This window comes from Psychromonas saccharinae, from assembly GCF_051201515.1.
GTDB lineage: Bacteria > Pseudomonadota > Gammaproteobacteria > Enterobacterales > Psychromonadaceae > Psychromonas.
Window position 1 is genome coordinate 2,914,232 of sequence record NZ_CP195153.1, and the last position, 16,273, is coordinate 2,930,504.

Annotated in this window: 17 protein-coding genes; 10 read left to right on the forward strand and 7 right to left on the reverse strand. The window is 37.9% G+C overall.

The features are described 5' to 3' along the window. Nucleotides 1-6 precede the first annotated feature (6 nt). From surA to ACR30L_RS12915, 4 genes are read left to right on the forward strand one after another with little or no spacing between them, the layout of a single operon-like run. Nucleotides 7-1,326 (forward strand): peptidylprolyl isomerase SurA, encoded by a 1,320-nt coding sequence (surA, locus tag ACR30L_RS12900; protein WP_435234661.1) that lies wholly within the window; start codon nucleotides 7-9, stop codon nucleotides 1,324-1,326. Next, the gene (pdxA, locus tag ACR30L_RS12905) at nucleotides 1,326-2,309 is read left to right on the forward strand and encodes a 4-hydroxythreonine-4-phosphate dehydrogenase PdxA (protein ID WP_435234662.1); all 984 of its coding nucleotides are present in this window, start codon (nucleotides 1,326-1,328) and stop codon (nucleotides 2,307-2,309) included. Before surA ends, pdxA begins: the two co-directional genes overlap by 1 nt. 26 nt (nucleotides 2,310-2,335) lie before the next feature. Beyond that, nucleotides 2,336-3,145, forward strand: a complete 810-nt coding sequence (rsmA, locus tag ACR30L_RS12910; RefSeq protein ID WP_435234663.1) for a 16S rRNA (adenine(1518)-N(6)/adenine(1519)-N(6))-dimethyltransferase RsmA — start codon at nucleotides 2,336-2,338, stop codon at nucleotides 3,143-3,145. Nucleotides 3,146-3,149: 4 nt separating this feature from the next. Then, nucleotides 3,150-3,965 (forward strand): symmetrical bis(5'-nucleosyl)-tetraphosphatase, encoded by an 816-nt coding sequence (locus ACR30L_RS12915; RefSeq protein WP_435234664.1) that lies wholly within the window; start codon nucleotides 3,150-3,152, stop codon nucleotides 3,963-3,965. Nucleotides 3,966-4,098: 133 nt separating this feature from the next. Here the strand turns inward: ACR30L_RS12915 and ACR30L_RS12920 are convergent, their stop codons facing one another. Together ACR30L_RS12920 and ACR30L_RS12925 are read right to left on the reverse strand one after the other, a co-directional pair. After that, the gene (locus ACR30L_RS12920) at nucleotides 4,099-4,995 is read right to left on the reverse strand and encodes a DMT family transporter (protein ID WP_435234665.1); all 897 of its coding nucleotides are present in this window, start codon (nucleotides 4,993-4,995) and stop codon (nucleotides 4,099-4,101) included. Nucleotides 4,996-5,205: 210 nt separating this feature from the next. Continuing rightward, nucleotides 5,206-6,132 (reverse strand): tripartite tricarboxylate transporter substrate binding protein, encoded by a 927-nt coding sequence (locus tag ACR30L_RS12925; protein ID WP_435234666.1) that lies wholly within the window; start codon nucleotides 6,130-6,132, stop codon nucleotides 5,206-5,208. A gap of 502 nt (nucleotides 6,133-6,634) precedes the next feature. Between ACR30L_RS12925 and ACR30L_RS12930 the strand changes: the two genes are divergently transcribed. Then, a complete protein-coding gene (locus ACR30L_RS12930; RefSeq protein WP_435234667.1) occupies nucleotides 6,635-8,707 on the forward strand; it encodes a methyl-accepting chemotaxis protein in 2,073 nt (690 codons plus the stop codon). 461 nt (nucleotides 8,708-9,168) lie between these two features. Beyond that, a complete protein-coding gene (locus ACR30L_RS12935) occupies nucleotides 9,169-9,567 on the forward strand; it encodes a CBS domain-containing protein (RefSeq protein WP_435234668.1) in 399 nt (132 codons plus the stop codon). A 53-nt stretch (nucleotides 9,568-9,620) separates the two neighbouring features. Here the strand turns inward: ACR30L_RS12935 and folA are convergent, their stop codons facing one another. Then, nucleotides 9,621-10,109, reverse strand: a complete 489-nt coding sequence (folA, locus tag ACR30L_RS12940) for a type 3 dihydrofolate reductase (RefSeq protein ID WP_435234669.1) — start codon at nucleotides 10,107-10,109, stop codon at nucleotides 9,621-9,623. A 142-nt stretch (nucleotides 10,110-10,251) separates the two neighbouring features. Between folA and ACR30L_RS12945 the strand changes: the two genes are divergently transcribed. Further along, nucleotides 10,252-11,241: a DUF2333 family protein gene (locus tag ACR30L_RS12945; protein ID WP_435234670.1), complete on the forward strand. Its 990-nt coding sequence runs from the start codon at nucleotides 10,252-10,254 to the stop codon at nucleotides 11,239-11,241. 13 nt (nucleotides 11,242-11,254) lie between these two features. Further along, on the forward strand, nucleotides 11,255-11,659 hold the full coding sequence (locus ACR30L_RS12950) for a hypothetical protein (RefSeq protein WP_435234671.1): 405 nt from the start codon (nucleotides 11,255-11,257) through the stop codon (nucleotides 11,657-11,659). A gap of 72 nt (nucleotides 11,660-11,731) precedes the next feature. Here ACR30L_RS12950 and ACR30L_RS12955 read toward each other — a convergent pair whose 3' ends face one another. Genes ACR30L_RS12955 through ACR30L_RS12970 form a run of 4 tightly spaced genes read right to left on the reverse strand, consistent with a single transcriptional unit; the run spans nucleotide 11,732 to nucleotide 14,381 of the window. Then, nucleotides 11,732-12,067, reverse strand: coding sequence for a PBPRA1643 family SWIM/SEC-C metal-binding motif protein (locus ACR30L_RS12955; protein WP_435234672.1), 336 nt, complete (start codon nucleotides 12,065-12,067; stop codon nucleotides 11,732-11,734). 35 nt (nucleotides 12,068-12,102) lie between these two features. Beyond that, the gene (locus ACR30L_RS12960) at nucleotides 12,103-12,582 is read right to left on the reverse strand and encodes a threonine/serine exporter family protein (RefSeq protein WP_435234673.1); all 480 of its coding nucleotides are present in this window, start codon (nucleotides 12,580-12,582) and stop codon (nucleotides 12,103-12,105) included. A gap of 16 nt (nucleotides 12,583-12,598) precedes the next feature. After that, nucleotides 12,599-13,378 (reverse strand): threonine/serine ThrE exporter family protein, encoded by a 780-nt coding sequence (locus ACR30L_RS12965; protein ID WP_435234674.1) that lies wholly within the window; start codon nucleotides 13,376-13,378, stop codon nucleotides 12,599-12,601. 46 nt (nucleotides 13,379-13,424) lie between these two features. Beyond that, nucleotides 13,425-14,381, reverse strand: coding sequence for a methylenetetrahydrofolate reductase (locus ACR30L_RS12970; RefSeq protein WP_435234675.1), 957 nt, complete (start codon nucleotides 14,379-14,381; stop codon nucleotides 13,425-13,427). Nucleotides 14,382-14,563: 182 nt separating this feature from the next. On the opposite strand from ACR30L_RS12970, the gene rsmE reads away from it, so the two are divergent. Together rsmE and gshB are read left to right on the forward strand one after the other, a co-directional pair. Further along, a complete protein-coding gene (gene rsmE / locus ACR30L_RS12975; protein WP_435234676.1) occupies nucleotides 14,564-15,292 on the forward strand; it encodes a 16S rRNA (uracil(1498)-N(3))-methyltransferase in 729 nt (242 codons plus the stop codon). 22 nt (nucleotides 15,293-15,314) lie between these two features. Then, complete coding sequence (gene gshB / locus ACR30L_RS12980; protein ID WP_435234677.1) at nucleotides 15,315-16,271, forward strand: glutathione synthase; 957 nt, start codon at nucleotides 15,315-15,317, stop codon at nucleotides 16,269-16,271. The last annotated feature ends 2 nt before the right edge of the window (nucleotides 16,272-16,273 follow it).

Sequence of the window (16,273 nt, forward strand, 5' to 3'; positions counted from 1 at the left end):
ACAAAAATGAAAATAATTAATAACATGCTCCTGTCATTTTTTTGCGTATCTGTGCTTACCTCTCAGGCCTTTGCAGAAAGACAACCATTAGACCACATTGAAGCCGTCGTTAATGAAGATGTTATCTTAACCAGTGATTTGAATCGGATTGAAAAAGAAGTAAAAAGTCGTTCCCTGGAAAATGGACAATCTTTACCCGATGAAGCAGCCTTAAAAAAACAACTGATCGATAAGTTAATTAGTGATCGCTTACAGTTACAAATTGCAGAACGCATTGGTTTACGCATTAATGATGCACAATTACAACAAACACTTGAAAACATAGCGAAAGAAAAACGGCTAACACTGACCCAATATCAACAACAGTTGAAACGTAATGGTGAAAGCTATCAAGCATTTGTTGATAATATTCGTAATGAATTAACGATCAATGAAGTACGACAAATTCAAGTACGCCGTCGTATTAATATCTCTGATTTAGAAGTCGAGCAAATGGTCAAACGAATTAATGAACAGGGCCAAAAAACAACCCAATTTCACTTTATTCACATACTGTTAAAAGTAGATAGCAATAATTCAGTTGCAGAACAAAATGCAGTCGATTTACGCGCTAAACAAATTCTATCGCAAATACAACAAGGGGCCGATATATCTTCATTAGCCTCGAAATACTCTCAAGGTCCAAAAGCACTCGAAGGCGGTGACTGGGGTTGGATGACAATCGATCAAATGCCAACATTATTTTCCGATGTATTTGATGAAATAAAAACCAAGAAAAACCAAGTTATTGGTCCCTTCCGTAGTAAAATTGGTATCCATATTATTAAAGTGTTAGATAAAAAAGGTTCACAGAATGTAGAAACGGTTGAAGTAAATGCCCGCCATATCCTACTAAAACCAAATGTTGTCTTAAGCGATGAAAAAGCACAAACATTATTAACCCAATACCGCCAAGAAATCGTTGATGGTAAAGCTACGTTTGCTTCATTAGCGGAAGCACATTCACAGGATCCTGGTTCTGCGGTTAAAGGCGGAGAACTAGGTTGGGCAGATCCCACTATTTATGTTCCTGAATTTAGAGATTTGGCATTATCATTACCTATTGGTGAAATCAGTCAACCATTCAGAACAGTTCATGGATGGCATTTACTGCAAGTCATGGACAAACGAAAATCAGACACCACTGAGCAAGCAACGAAACAGAAAGCTTACTCAATTATATTTCAACAACGATTTCCCGCTGAAGCATATGCTTGGCTGAATGAAATTCGTCAAGAAGCATATATAAAAATCACTAATCCAGATTATATCCTTGAGGCACAATAATGGTTAATTCTATCGTCATTACTGCAGGTGAGCCGAGTGGCATCGGCCCTGATCTTGTTTTACAACTTGCAAAACAAACATGGCCAGTTCAGCTTGTTGTATGCAGCGATAAGCAATTACTGATTGAGCGAGTCAAAATACTCAATGAAAATATAACCATCATTGAATATGACCCAACACAACCAGCTAAACCTTCCCAACACGGCGAGTTAACCGTTGCTCACTTGCCCGTTGTTGAACCTGTACAATTGGGAGTGTTAAATAAAAAAAATGCCCAATTTGTATTAGATACGTTACGTTTTGCAAGCCAAGGTTGCTTATCAGGTGAATTTTCAGCCGTAGTCACTGCACCGGTACATAAAGGCATTATTAACGATGCAGGCATCCCATTTAGTGGTCATACCGAATTTTTTGCAGAGCAAGCAGATGTTGATTTAGTGGTAATGATGTTGGCAACAACCGGATTACGCGTTGCTCTCGCTACGACTCACCTTCCGCTTGTTGATGTATCAGGCGCCATCACCGAAGCACGCTTAACGGAAGTCATTGAAATTTTAAATGCCGAGCTTCAAAAAAAATATGCGATTGCTTCGCCAACGATTTACGTTTGTGGATTAAACCCACATGCTGGTGAAGGCGGACATATGGGGCATGAAGAAATTGACACCATTGAACCAACCTTAGCAAAATTACGTGGCAACAATATTAATTTAATCGGCCCTTTACCCGCCGATACATTATTTCAAGAAAAATATTTAGAAAAAGCTGATGCCGTATTAGCCATGTATCATGACCAAGGTCTCCCTGTGTTAAAATACAAAGGATTTGGAAAATCGGTCAATATTACCCTAGGACTGCCCTTTATTCGCACGTCAGTGGATCACGGCACCGCGTTAGATCTCGCCGGTACTGGTAAAGCAGATTCAGGTAGTTTATTCTGCGCCGTCGAAGAAGCAATTACCATGAGCAACAGTATTAAGTAACACCTAAAGAACAAGGCAAATTTTACATGAATGGAAAAACCCACTTAGGGCACACAGCACGAAAACGTTTCGGTCAAAACTTTTTGCACGATGATTACATCATTGACTCAATCGTTGCCGCTATCGCACCACAGCCTGAAGACAATATCGTTGAAATTGGTCCTGGTTTAGGTGCACTAACCGAGCCAGTTGCTGAAAAAGTAAATTGCTTAAATGTTGTCGAATTAGATAAAGATTTAGCAGCGCGCCTACAAAAGCATCCAACTCTAGGTGATAAATTAAAAATAACTCAAGCAGACGCGATGCAATTTGATTTTGGTCAGCTAGCTAGCGAAGAGCGACAGCTGCGTGTATTCGGTAACTTGCCTTACAATATTTCTACTCCCCTAATGTTTCATCTTTTTAGCTTTGCAAACAAAATCAAAGATATGCACTTTATGCTTCAAAAAGAGGTCGTTAATCGTCTTTGCGCAGGACCAAACTGCAAAGCCTATGGGCGATTAACCGTCATGGCACAATACTACTGTAAAGTCATTCCAGTATTAGAAGTCCCACCAACCGCATTTATTCCAGCACCTAAAGTTGACTCGGCCGTCGTTCGTTTAGAGCCTTATGATCATCCTCCTTTTGTGGCTAAAAGTTTAAAAGTACTCAACCAAGTTTGCTCAATGGCGTTTAATCAACGACGTAAAACAATTCGTAATGGTTTACGCGATTTATTGACCGTAGAACAATTACAAGAAATTGGGATTGATACCACCAAACGCGCTGAAAACATTAGCGTTGAAGACTATGTCAATATTGCTAATTATGTTTATGATATGAAGGCTCAATAGATACGTGGCCACTTATATTATTGGTGATATACACGGTTGCTATGATGAATTGCAGTCTTTACTTACTCAGGCACAATTCAATCAAAATACCGATGAACTATGGTTTACCGGTGATCTTATCACCCGAGGTCCAAAGTCACTTGAAACCTTGCGTTTTATAAAAGGATTGGGTGATACAGCTAAAATTGTATTAGGTAACCATGATCTGCATTTATTATCAATTAATGAAGGTATTTTCCCCAATCATAAAAAAGATAATCTGACGCCAATCTTTGAAGCACCTGATTGCAATACGTTACTAACATGGCTTCGTTTTCAACCATTGATGCGCCGTCATCCAGCATTCAAATTCGCACTAGTCCATGCCGGTGTTTACCCTCGATGGTCACTAAAGAAAGCAGAAAAATTAGCAAAGGAAATAGAAGTTCAACTGCAATCGGAAAATTATAAACAGCTGTTAATTGATATGTACGGAGGAGCTCCCTGCTCTTGGTCAAATAACTTAACAGGTATTAAAAGAATGCGCTTCATTATCAATGCATTCACTCGTATGCGTTATTGTTTACCGGACGGTAGTTTAGATTTTAAAAATAAACTATCACCCGAACAAACAAACAATGCCAACTTAACACCTTGGTACGAGGCGATAACCCTTAAGCCAAATCGCTCAATACTATTTGGTCATTGGGCATCCCTGATGGGCAAAGTAAATAAATCAAATATCTATGGGCTTGATACAGGGTGTGTATGGGGAAATAGTTTAACCATGCTACGCTGGGAAGATAAAAAATACTTTTCAGTCCCCTCAACAATAAAATAATACTCGTTCAACTCATTAGATGATCGACTTGAAAAATGAAAGCAAAATATTGATTACTGATTGCTCTAATTGCAAAATCAATAACACAGCTAACATGTATTTTAATCACCATACATGCTTAAACTAGGTCAGCTTAAACCAAACGCCTAAGTTTCCCCTTAGGCACTGCTTTCTTTTGTTTACGACTATGCATTAAGGTATACACACCACTTGAAACAATCAATAAACTGCCAAGTATTGTCATAATATCTAACTGTTCAGAGAACACAAAAACACCAATGATTAAGGCAAACAATAATCGCGTATAGCGAAATGGCGAAACGACGGAGACATCCCCCGTCCGCATTGCAATGGTTAACGCATTATAAGCCCCTACCCCAAAAACAGTCGCGCCAACTATTTGTAAACTTGCTATTGTATTTAACGCGAGTGTTTGTTCATTATAAATCAGCATACCTAACCCCGTTGGGATTAAGATAAAAAAACCATAAATACCTAATTGCATATTAGACAATACAGACGGCGCTGCTCTGGTTGCTAAATCTCTTCCCGCAAATCCAATCGTAGCAACCACAGCGAACAAAGACGCGACTTCGAAACCATCCAAACCAGGACGGATAATCATTAACACCCCAATAAAGCCAGCAAAGACAGCAACCCAACGACGTAGATTTATTTTCTCACCAAAAAATAGGCCAGCCCCAATCATGGCCATGAGTGGTGTCGCCTGTAAAATTGCAGAAGCACTAGAAAGCGCAGTTAGAGTAATAGCTAAGGCATAGGTTAATCGTCCTGTTATTTCGCACAATACACGTAGAAAAATAGCGCGGCATAAAATAGCTGGATGAAATACCTGTTCACCTCGTTGCCGTGCTAACAGCACAAAAATAGCCGTCCCCCCACATCCAAAAAGTACTAGAATCAAACCAATAGGCACACTTGTCGCAGCAGCTTTTACAAACATATCTTCGATAGCAAAAGCCGCCATGGCAATAACCATAAACAAACTCCCTTTCGTATTATCCACCATGATGCTCCATTTATTAAAAGTATGATTAACTAATATCAAATTTACAGTGGCAGGTCTATTGATTTCATATCGGAAGGAATAGAGTAAAAAAAGAAATAACTAATAGAAAAAGATGATAGAGAAAGGTTAGCCAACATACAATCAGAGATAAAAAAGCAAGCTATCTATTGATCAAAACAGATAGCTTGCTACCATCAGTAAAAATATAATTTAGTTAATTAAAGAACCTAACACTTCCGTATCTTTTTTAACAAAATCAGTAAATTGTTGCGCATTTAAGTTATGAATCGTCATCGCACCTTTAGCCATAAAAGACTTAAACTCTTCAGATGCCATTGCTTCATCGAATGCTTTACCGAGTGTCTCAATAATTTCATCTGGTGTATCTTTAGGAGCACCAATTCCACGCCAAGTCCCCGTTGTTACATTTACGCCTTGTTCTTTTAACGTAGGTACATCAGGAATAAATGCGATACGATCTTCTGACATTACGCCCAATGCTTTTAGTTGACCAGAACGCAACTGAGCAATCGCTTCACCAGGCGTCACCATAGTCACTTCTGTATGGTGTCCAAGCACAGCAGGAATAGCTTCAGATGCGCCGTTGTAAGGAATGGCGTTAAGTCGAATGCCTTGGTCTTTTTCTAATGTCATTAAATAAAAATTTGGTGCCGCTGTAGAAGCAAATTTAACTTTACCAGGATTCGCTTTCGCCTCTTTAATCAAATCATTAATGGTATTATATGGGCTGTCAGCAGCTACTAACACAACCGCTGGATCTAAATTGACCATACGAATTAGTTTAAAATCATCTGCACTATGTTGCATTAACCCCATTTGAGGTAACGATGCAATTTCACGGGTCACAACCGTTAATGTATAACCATCAGCGCGTTGTTGAGCACCGAAACTCATACCAACAGCACCAGCACCACCGGTACGATTCATCACTGAAATATTTTTACCCAAAATATCTTTTGCACTATTTGCTAACGTCCGACCAACGGCATCGGTACCACCGCCAGCACCAAACGGTACAACAAGACGAATATTTTTAGCAGGATAGTCGGCAGCCATCGATGTTGCACAGGTAAGTACACTCGCAGCAAGCAAAATGGATTTAAATATTTTTTTCATAGTAAAGACCCTTTCCTATAATTAGATATTGGACAGAAATAGTTTATTTCACTATTCATATCCCACTTAAATAACAACTAAACGTGCATTAATTTGAGTTGAATTCAACTTCAGCCTCATTCATGGATGTTTATCTAAAATGCTAGGCCACCCTATTTGATGAGCCACTTATTACAACGCTTTACTGCATTTAATCAGGATCGGATCACAAAAGTTAACCATGCATTGTGATGGTGATCCTATTGTTGTTTTATTTAAAGCGCTTATTACCCAGTGACAAAAACAATAACGATTAAACTAAGTAATGGTAGTTATCGACACGTTTTTCATGATTGACGATCAGAGATTAAAAACACCTTCAAAATAATACGAATATAGTGACCTCTCCCTCAGTTTAGACGTTCAACAAGCGCATCTCGATTATAGAATGTATTTCTGTGTCTAATATATTTGGACAAAACAATAATAATTTTAAATGACTTTTACTAAAGGAAATACCTAGATGAAACTAACAATGAAAGCCAAACTAATTATTAACTTATGCCTGCCGCTTTTAATTATTAGTATTTTTTTCATCTACAACACCTTACAAACAAAAAACACCGTTCTAAACCAAGAAAAAATAAATGTAAAAGAAAAAGTCAGCTTACTGTTACATGAAAACCTACAGGGCCAGGTTGATACAATGGCTCGCACAATGACACAATTTTATAATCAATCCACACTTGAAAATATTAAACAAAACTTACATCAAGATATTGATACTTTCAAAGCAGCAATTGAAAACATTTATAACATTAGTGAATCACCCGATTTAGCCGAAAAAAACATTATTGCCTTTGTAAATAGTTACCGTTGGGGGAATGGACGGTACTTTTTTGCCTACGAAGGAAGTTATATGAGAAGTAAAACCTTTGGTATTGCGCCTAATACAGCAGGAGCTGAAGGGTTCGACAAAATCGATGCCGACGGTAACTTTGTTGTACGCGGTATTATTTCAGCAGCAAAAGCGGATAATACCGGTTTTAGTCAATACCCCTATCTCAACCCTAAAACACAACAGGTTGAAAATAAAATCACCGCCTCATTTTACTTTGAACCACTTAATTTAGTGTTTGCAACCAGTGAATACATCAATACGTTAAAACAACAATCTATCAATGCAGCCTTACAAACTATCACGGCAGCTAAATACGGTGAAAATGGCTATTTCTGGATCCAAGATAAAACAGGAAAAATACTAGCACACTATCAAACTGAAAAAATTGGCAAGACAAACTCGGAAAGCCAAACACTAACGGAAAAAATAAAAGGCAAAACGGAAACATTTATTACCCTTCCTTATCAAAATACAGTCACCAATAAAGCCGAAAACAAACTTATTTATGCCCGCCATATTTTTCCTGAATGGGGATGGACAATTGCAACGGGAGCCAATGAAAGTGAAATTACAACGGTTCAAAAAAGCTTAACAGATGCCAGTGAGAGTATTTTCGATTCAAAAATATCGTCCACTATTACTGTTTTCTCAGTGCTATTAATTTTGTCATTTATTATTGCTATTTGGGTAGTTAGTGCAATTATGAAGGGCTTAATCACACTGAAACAACGCATAGATATACTTTCTACGGGTGAAGCTGATTTAACATCTCGCATTGAGGTTACTTCCAATGATGAACTAAGTGATATTAGTCACTCTGTGAATAAATTCATTAGTTACCTGCAAAGTATGATTATTGATATCTCAGAGGCATCACACCATATAACCGAAAGTGTCATTCAACTTAAACAACAATCTGAATTAAATAACCGAGAGTTAATCGACCATGCTTCTGAAACAGAACAAGTAGTAAGTGCTCTCACTCAAATGAATGCAAACTCTGAAAGTGTTGCAAGACACGCCGCCGATACGGCAGAGAATACCCACAAAGCCAATGAACAAGCAATAATTTCCAAAGACACGGTATCTGAAGCATCTAGCAGTGTGATTGCATTAGTTGGGGAAGTCCAATCTGCATCAACAAATATCAACACCATGAATGAGAATACATTACAAATAATTAATGTATTAAGTGTTATCGGTGAAATAGCTGATCAAACAAATTTACTCGCACTAAATGCAGCCATTGAAGCAGCTCGAGCTGGAGAGCAAGGCAGAGGCTTTGCAGTGGTAGCCGATGAGGTACGTTCCTTAGCCGCAAGAACGCAAACGAGTACGGCTGAAATAAACGCCATATTAACCACATTACGTCAAGATGCTCAAAATGCAGTCACCGCGATGGATACAACAAAATCAAGTTGTGAACGTACCGCTCACAATACTGAAAAAGTAACAGACAGCCTTAATATCATGACTGATTTTATTGTGGAAATTAATACATTAAACACTCAAATAGCAACGGCATCCGAGGAACAAAGTTCAGTAAGTGAAGAAGTCAGTCGAAATATGCATAACATTAATCAAATGGTTCAGGCACTAAAAACCAACGGTCAAGCAACCGTCGATAGTACCCAAAAACTCACCCGTGCAAATGAACAATTAGACACATTGGTTGGAAAATTTAAATTAAAATAAAAAAAATCTCATTTGTAATAATCCCGTTACTATTGCATAGACAGAGCGTTAATCAACAAAACATTAGCTTAATTTTGAGAGAAAAAGAGAAAAATTAAAATATTTTTTAGCTTATTTCTCTCAATTATTTACATCTATATAAAATGCTAGCAAACACAAAAAACACATTACATAAAATTAACAACCAGATAACATAAAACTAGTGGTTAAATACTTTACGCCACAATAGAATCAATTAAAGAAAACATTCTAATCAATAACAATTAAACTTAACGAGATTTTTTATCTCGATATAATATATCTATTATTCATGTTTTCACCACTAACATTCACTGTCTCTATTATTTTAGAATCCTATTATTTAAGCAAATTTTGCTCCTTAGCTTTCTCTACCTAGATTGCATCGCATTGGGGTTACGTCTATTATTTCTGTTACCAGAATGGAAACTAAGGTATTAAAAATGAAAGAAATGATCGTAAAAAACTTTATGGATGTTAATTTTGCGAAAATAAATATGGAAATGCCTGTTATTACCGCATCAATAGAATTAATCAAAAAAGAAGCACTGGGCGGGCCCGTTGTAGATATCGATAATAAACTAATTGGTTGGATTTCAGAACAAGAATGTCTCCATGTTACAACTCAATTTGCTTACCATAATCACAGTATTAGTCTGGTAAAAGATATTATGCGAACAGAAGTACTCAGTGTTCAGGCAGATCAAACCATCTTCACCCTAGCTGAGAAAATGATTGGAAAACAACCGAAAAACTACCCAGTGATTAACGGTGAAAACAAAGTGATTGGTGTTATTTCACGTCGTCGGGTACTCAAAGCTCTGCTTGATAATAACTTCTAATTGGATCAAATCCTTGAAATTTAACCATCAGACATTTTCTGATGGTTTTCCAATTATTCGCGCTCTAATGTTACAAATTGATAATTATGTGCATTTTTATCATCGGCAGTATGCGCTTCCCGATCGATTTCATTCCAATCCGCTATTGCCTGATAATCAGGAAATAGCGTATCACCATCCACATTAAGATCGATAAACGTTAGGTATAAACGCGTTGCCTTAGATAAAAATTGTTGATAAATGGTCGCGCCTCCAATAACCATCACTTCTTCGACATCAGCCACTAATGCCAATGCTTGTTCAACGGTTTGTACACAAGTAACCCCCTCGATGTGCAAATCATTATCTCGGGTTAGCACGATATTCATTCTTCCCGGTAAAGGACGGCCAATAGATTGATAGGTTTTTCGCCCCATAATGACAGGCTTGCCAAGTGTCACACGTTTAAAAAATTTAAGATCACCCGGTAAGTGCCACGGCATTTTATTATCTAAACCAATGACGCGATTTTCTGCCATTGCCACAATCATTGAAATCTTCATTCGAATCCTTATCTATGTCATTTAACATCAAGATTATCATAAAATAAGTTTTTGATATTACAGTTTATTTAAAAAAATGATGCCTAAAAAATATTGATTTTGTTATGATAATCAACATACAAATTATTAATAGGAAATATACATGTCACCCACATCTAAAAAAGGCATTATTAGTGGCCTTGTTATTGTTTCATTTATCGTGTGGTTAGTCTCTATATACTGGGGACTAATGCCATCTACTTACGATATAAAAGCAAAAACAGCAGAAACTGCAAAAGAAAATAACCATGAAATTGTCACTGGCTACACAACAACAAGCACGTTAATTGACCTTACAAGTTGGTTAGTGGAAAAACCAGGCGGCTTTACACTAAACGACATGACGCCACCAGGAATATTAATGGATAATATGCCCTCTTTTGAATATGGCGTATTAGAGCAAGTACGTGACTTAGCATTAGTCATGCGTTTAGATTTCAGTCGTTCACAATCTCAATCTGCGAGCGATAAAGATCTTGAAATTGCACAAAGTAAGCTCAATATTTCTCAAAAAAGCTGGGCATTACCAAGCGCTGAAAGTGAATATAAAGATGCAATCACCGCCTTAAAACGTTATCGACTTCGTTTAGTCGACTCGAACCAATCCGATGCACAATTTTATACGCGTGCCGATAACCTTAGTGACTGGCTACGCAAAGTTGAAAAACGTCTTGGTTCTATTTCTGAACGTTTAGCGTCAAGCGTTGGTCAAGAACGTTATAACACTGAATTAGCCGGTGATACAACCGCAAAACAAGCAACTTATACAGCAGATCAAACACTGGTAAAAACAGATTGGATTGATATTGATAATGTTTTTTATGAAAGCCGTGGTGCAACTTGGGCAATTTTAGAACTGTTAAAAGCGATAGAAATTGACTTTGATGATGTATTAGCGAAAAAGAATGCAAAAGCGAGCTTAAAACAAATTATTCGTGATCTAGAATCAACCCAAGAAACAGTATGGAGCCCAATTATTTTAAATGGTAGTGGTTTTGGACTTGTTGCAAATCACTCTCTAGTCATGGCTAATTACGTTTCTCGTGCGAATGCAGCGTTAATCGATTTACGTACATTGTTAGAGCAAGGTTAAGGAGCAGATTAACATGAAAGGTGCAGGCGGTTCATCGGGTGGCGTTGGCCAGTTTTTTATCGGCTTAATCATGATGATTGGTGGTTTTTATCTGTTACTTAATGCAATTTCTGTTTCTTCACATTTTGCATTAAGCCACCGGATTTATGGTTTTTCAGGACTCGGTAATCAATTTTCAATCACGAGTGGAATGGTGATGATCCCTTTCATTTTTGGTATTGGTATGGTGTTTTATAACAGCAGAAATATTATTGGTTGGATCCTGACTATCGGATCTATAACAGCCCTTATTTTTGGTGTCATCACCTCGATTCATTTTTCAATGCGAAGTATGAGTGCATTTGATTTGATCGTTATTCTCGTTCTTGCAATTGGCGGATTAGGCTTATTTTTACGTTCCTTGAAATCGCTTGAGTAAATAATATTCACCTTACAAATAAACATAAAAAAGCCGTTAACTAAGTAACGGCTTTTTTATTAACTGTCGATATTACCCACAACATTTTTTATATTTTTTACCGCTACCACAGGAGCAGGGGTCATTACGGTTTGGCGTTTTCTCAAAGCGTATTGTTTTTGGCTTATTCAAAATAACTTCAAGCTCACTTATATTTTCATCGGCCTGAGGTTCGATATTAATATCTGCAAATAATGCATTTTCTTTTACCAGTAATTCAACTTCCGCTTTTCGTTGCTCATTATTAACTACCAAGCTTAATGGCGCTTCTTGTGAACCTGCTTTAACAGCACGTTTCGTGTTATAACCATAACTTGAATGTTTTGGTTTTTTCTCTTTTTTGCCTTTGAAAAAAAATTTATCAGACATATGGAAACCCTATTCTCTTATCAATTGCGCGCAGCTTACACAATTGGACGGCCGCGGTAAATTAATATTGATGGTAGTGATAATCCAAAACTTAATGCACCGATAATAAATAAAGCGCGTAATCCGTTTTCAATCACCAATTGCATTAACTCTAAACTATAACCGCCAGAATGTAATTCAACGATCCCAACCATGGTTGTAAAGGCAAAACTACCGGGAATCATTGGAATTACTGACGCCACAGTAAATACAGGGCGAGGCACTAAATGTTTCCTCGACCAATATAAGCCTAAAAACCCCATACTACTCGAGGCAATTAATGTTGCCCACTCAATAGGCATACCAAAATGCATCATTAAATAACGAAAGCTATGCGCAAAGGCACCACCAATCGCACAATATTTTAATAACTTTTTGGGGACATTAAACAACATCGCAAAACCCACTGCTGGAATCCATGAAAACCAAGCGTCGATCAATAATTCTTTTAGTAACTGTAAAATATCCATTAACATATTAACGATTCCTTGGTTAAACTATCCAGCTCCAAACGCCAGTCACAACCATCGATAGCACAATGCCTATCGATGCACTAATGGTCAGTAGCGTTGCAAAAACCCAACGCGCAATGCCGGTGCTAATATGGCCCTTAAGCATATCTGAAGCCGCATTAATTAATGGAAAACCGGGGACTAGTAATAATACACTGGCAGCCATTGCAATTTCAGGATTTGCACCAAATTGATGAATAACACCAATACTGGCGATAGACGTCGCCAAAAAAGCCGCCGCCGCAAAGTTTACAAAGGGATTATGTTGACGATGCCCTAACTCCTGCCGCAAAATCATGGCACAGGATGATGCAAAAAAAGTGGTAATATAAACGGGCCAATCGCCACCAAAAAAGTGGCTAAAGCTAGAGCACGATAAACCAACCATCAATACCACTACCCAACGATTATATTTGTATGGGGTCAAACGATTAAGGCGTTTTTTAACTTGCTTACCATCTAAAAGTTGTTTTTCTAGCATGATACAAATGCGCATGACTTCACACACCATATGCATATTGATTCCACGGTCATAACAACGTCTCGTAGTGGTAACACATCGTTCTCCAAACCGCGTAGTAATAACAATGGCATCGCTGCTTACCGACAGTTCGACATTGTCGGCACCGAGTGCCATACCGAAGCGTTGAGTAACCTGTTCAATAATACGACTTTCAGCACCATGCTGAAGCAAAATTTGACCACCACGTACCGCAATACGTGTTAATTCATTTTGCTCTTCTAGACTTAAACTTGCCATAAATTCCTTTTTCCCCACGAACAGATTATTCAAACCATAATTAAGATTAAAGTTGCGACTCTGCTAATTTTAGATCTAATGTCGCTTTTAACAATTTAAATAATAATATAGCTGCGTCGATCTCTTCCTTGCGATTAGTTAAACTTTCGATGTTTAATCCCAATGGAATCCCCAACGGAATACAAGCTTGAATAACCTGTTCAAAATTATTGCGACTGATCAGCAAAGATTCCTTTAATGGGTTTTCAGATTGTAAAATACGTAAACTGGTTGCTTCCGGTACAGAAATACCCAACCATTTAATAAATTCGAGGGTTTTAGCACTACCACAGGGAGAGAACGTCAGTATCACGCGTTTGGGTTGAACCCCCAACTTATTACACTGCATTGCATAACGCGTTAACATATCGATGGTTGCTTGGGCATTATAAACCGCCTGAGAAATGAAAAATTCACAGCCCTGCTCTTCCTTTGCTAATAGACGAGCATGTTCATCACCTTTCTTTAAATGGCGTTCAGCAATCGTCACACCTCCTAAATAAAAATTCGATTTATGTGCTTTTAATGTTTTATAGGCATCGGATAAAGACAGTTTAATCTCACCTTCCGATGACGGACTGCCAACCAATACAATGTCGCGTACTGAGAATTGGTGCCAAGCATCGGACAACCAATGATTAAAATCAGCAGCATCACGTTGCGACACGCTTTTATAGGTAATAACCGGTTTTTCTGATTTATCGTGTAATAACTTAGAATACAAACGCGAATCATGGGTATGCTTAAACGGGAATGGACGAGGCTTATCAATACGTGAAGTTTCATCCTGAATATCATAGACAATCAATCCGTCATAATCGATGCTCTCTAATCTACCTAATAATTTATCAGCAATGCCTGAAACTAATTCAATGTCAGTATCTTCTTTAGGTGGTGTTGTCCCAATAAAATAAACCCCTTTTTTGGGATCACTGGATTTACTTTTTAATGCCGAATCTGACATATTAATTTGTCCTAACTTATAAACTTAAATAATAACCTGAAATTGTCGCATATCTCGCCACCAAATGAAATCAAGCAAGGGCTAAAACATAAACCATAACTAACTTTCATTTTGCTCTTGGTTGGCATATTACGATAGTTTGGGTATAGTCTTAATCCACAATAATTATAAACAGAAAACATATGCGCAACCCTAGATTTTATGACCCGCAAACGCTAACCGTATCAACGGAAGTTGAACTAGGCGATGATGCGATACAACATATCCGAGTTTTACGTTTAAAAGCCGGCAATGACATCACCCTTTTTAATGGTCTCGGCGGCCAATATAATGCCACCTTAATCGATGTCCAAAAACGCAGTTGTACCGTCCATATCAACGCCTTTGAACAAACTTATAATGAAAGTCCGCTTCATCTCCATTTAGGGCAAGTGATATCCCGTGGCGACAGAATGGAGTTTGTTATTCAAAAAGCGGTCGAATTAGGCGTTAATGAAATAACTCCTTTAATTAGTGAGCGTTGTGGCGTAAAAATAAATGCTGAACGGATGCAGAAAAAACAACAACAATGGCAAAAGATAGCCATTGCAGCCTGCGAGCAATCGGGTCGTAATATCATTCCTAGAATCCATAATACCGAGCAATTACAAGCTTGGTGTAGCGCCACCGATACTGCCACTAAATTAACTCTGCATCCTAGAGCAAAACATTCAATTAATACATTACCAAGTGATATCAATGCAATTCGATTGCTTATTGGCCCTGAAGGGGGATTAACCGATGAAGAGATTAAATTAACAGAGACATTACACTTTACTGAAACATTACTCGGGCCCCGCGTTTTACGCACAGAAACGGCAGCCTTAACCGCTATCACAGCATTACAATGTCGCTTTGGCGATCTTGCATAATTACACGAACAAAGGAACAAATATGACTATTAAAATTGGTATTGTCATGGATCCAATCTCTGACGTAAAAATTCATAAAGATTCTAGTTTCGCCATGTTATTAGAAGCGCAATCTCGTGGCTGGGAACTGTATTATTTAGAGATGAAAGATTTGTATCTCGATGATGGCCGTTGTTTTGCCACCAGCAAGAAATTAACGGTTCAACGCGATCCCGACAATTTTTACCAACTTGAGCCTGCAACTGATCATCCTTTAGCTGATTTAGATGCGGTACTTATGCGCAAAGATCCTCCCTTTGATACCGAATATATTTACGCGACTTACATGCTTGAACGCGCTGAAGTTGAAGGCTGCCTAATTGTAAATAAACCACAAAGTTTACGTGATGCAAATGAAAAACTATTTACCGCTTGGTTTAATGAATTTACACCAACCACAATCGTCACTCGCAGTGCTGACAAAATTCGAGAGTTTCATGCAAAACACCTTGATGTGATTTTAAAACCACTTGATGGTATGGGTGGTGCTTCTATTTTTCGTATTAAAGAAAATGATCCAAATATTGGCGTAATTATTGAAACACTAACGGAACATGGACAACGTTATTGTATGGCACAAGCCTTTATACCTGACATTAAAAATGGTGATAAACGTATTCTGATTGTTGATGGCGAACCCATGCCCTATGCACTTGCACGTATTCCAGCAGAAGGTGAAACGCGCGGAAATTTAGCGGCCGGTGGACGTGGTGTTGCACAACCTTTATCGGAAACCGATTGGCACATTGCCAACACAATTGCTCCTACCTTGAAAGAAAAAGGACTAATTTTTGTTGGTCTTGATGTAATTGGTGATAAAGTAACTGAAATTAATGTTACAAGTCCTACCTGTATTCAAGAAATAGATAAAGCTTATGGTACCAATATCAGTGGTAAATTAATGGATGCCATTGAAAAACGTATAAACAACGCGAAGTAATA

Coding starts and splice junctions, on each gene's coding strand:
- surA (WP_435234661.1), top strand. CDS start 7: ATGAAAATAATTAATAACATGCTCCTGTCATTTTTTTGCGTATCTGTG.
- pdxA (WP_435234662.1), top strand. CDS start 1,326: ATGGTTAATTCTATCGTCATTACTGCAGGTGAGCCGAGTGGCATCGGC.
- rsmA (WP_435234663.1), top strand. CDS start 2,336: ATGAATGGAAAAACCCACTTAGGGCACACAGCACGAAAACGTTTCGGT.
- ACR30L_RS12920 (WP_435234665.1), bottom strand. CDS start 4,995: ATGGTGGATAATACGAAAGGGAGTTTGTTTATGGTTATTGCCATGGCG.
- ACR30L_RS12925 (WP_435234666.1), bottom strand. CDS start 6,132: ATGAAAAAAATATTTAAATCCATTTTGCTTGCTGCGAGTGTACTTACC.
- ACR30L_RS12930 (WP_435234667.1), top strand. CDS start 6,635: ATGAAACTAACAATGAAAGCCAAACTAATTATTAACTTATGCCTGCCG.
- ACR30L_RS12935 (WP_435234668.1), top strand. CDS start 9,169: ATGAAAGAAATGATCGTAAAAAACTTTATGGATGTTAATTTTGCGAAA.
- folA (WP_435234669.1), bottom strand. CDS start 10,109: ATGAAGATTTCAATGATTGTGGCAATGGCAGAAAATCGCGTCATTGGT.
- ACR30L_RS12945 (WP_435234670.1), top strand. CDS start 10,252: ATGTCACCCACATCTAAAAAAGGCATTATTAGTGGCCTTGTTATTGTT.
- ACR30L_RS12950 (WP_435234671.1), top strand. CDS start 11,255: ATGAAAGGTGCAGGCGGTTCATCGGGTGGCGTTGGCCAGTTTTTTATC.
- ACR30L_RS12955 (WP_435234672.1), bottom strand. CDS start 12,067: ATGTCTGATAAATTTTTTTTCAAAGGCAAAAAAGAGAAAAAACCAAAA.
- ACR30L_RS12960 (WP_435234673.1), bottom strand. CDS start 12,582: ATGTTAATGGATATTTTACAGTTACTAAAAGAATTATTGATCGACGCT.
- ACR30L_RS12965 (WP_435234674.1), bottom strand. CDS start 13,378: ATGGCAAGTTTAAGTCTAGAAGAGCAAAATGAATTAACACGTATTGCG.
- ACR30L_RS12970 (WP_435234675.1), bottom strand. CDS start 14,381: ATGTCAGATTCGGCATTAAAAAGTAAATCCAGTGATCCCAAAAAAGGG.
- rsmE (WP_435234676.1), top strand. CDS start 14,564: ATGCGCAACCCTAGATTTTATGACCCGCAAACGCTAACCGTATCAACG.
- gshB (WP_435234677.1), top strand. CDS start 15,315: ATGACTATTAAAATTGGTATTGTCATGGATCCAATCTCTGACGTAAAA.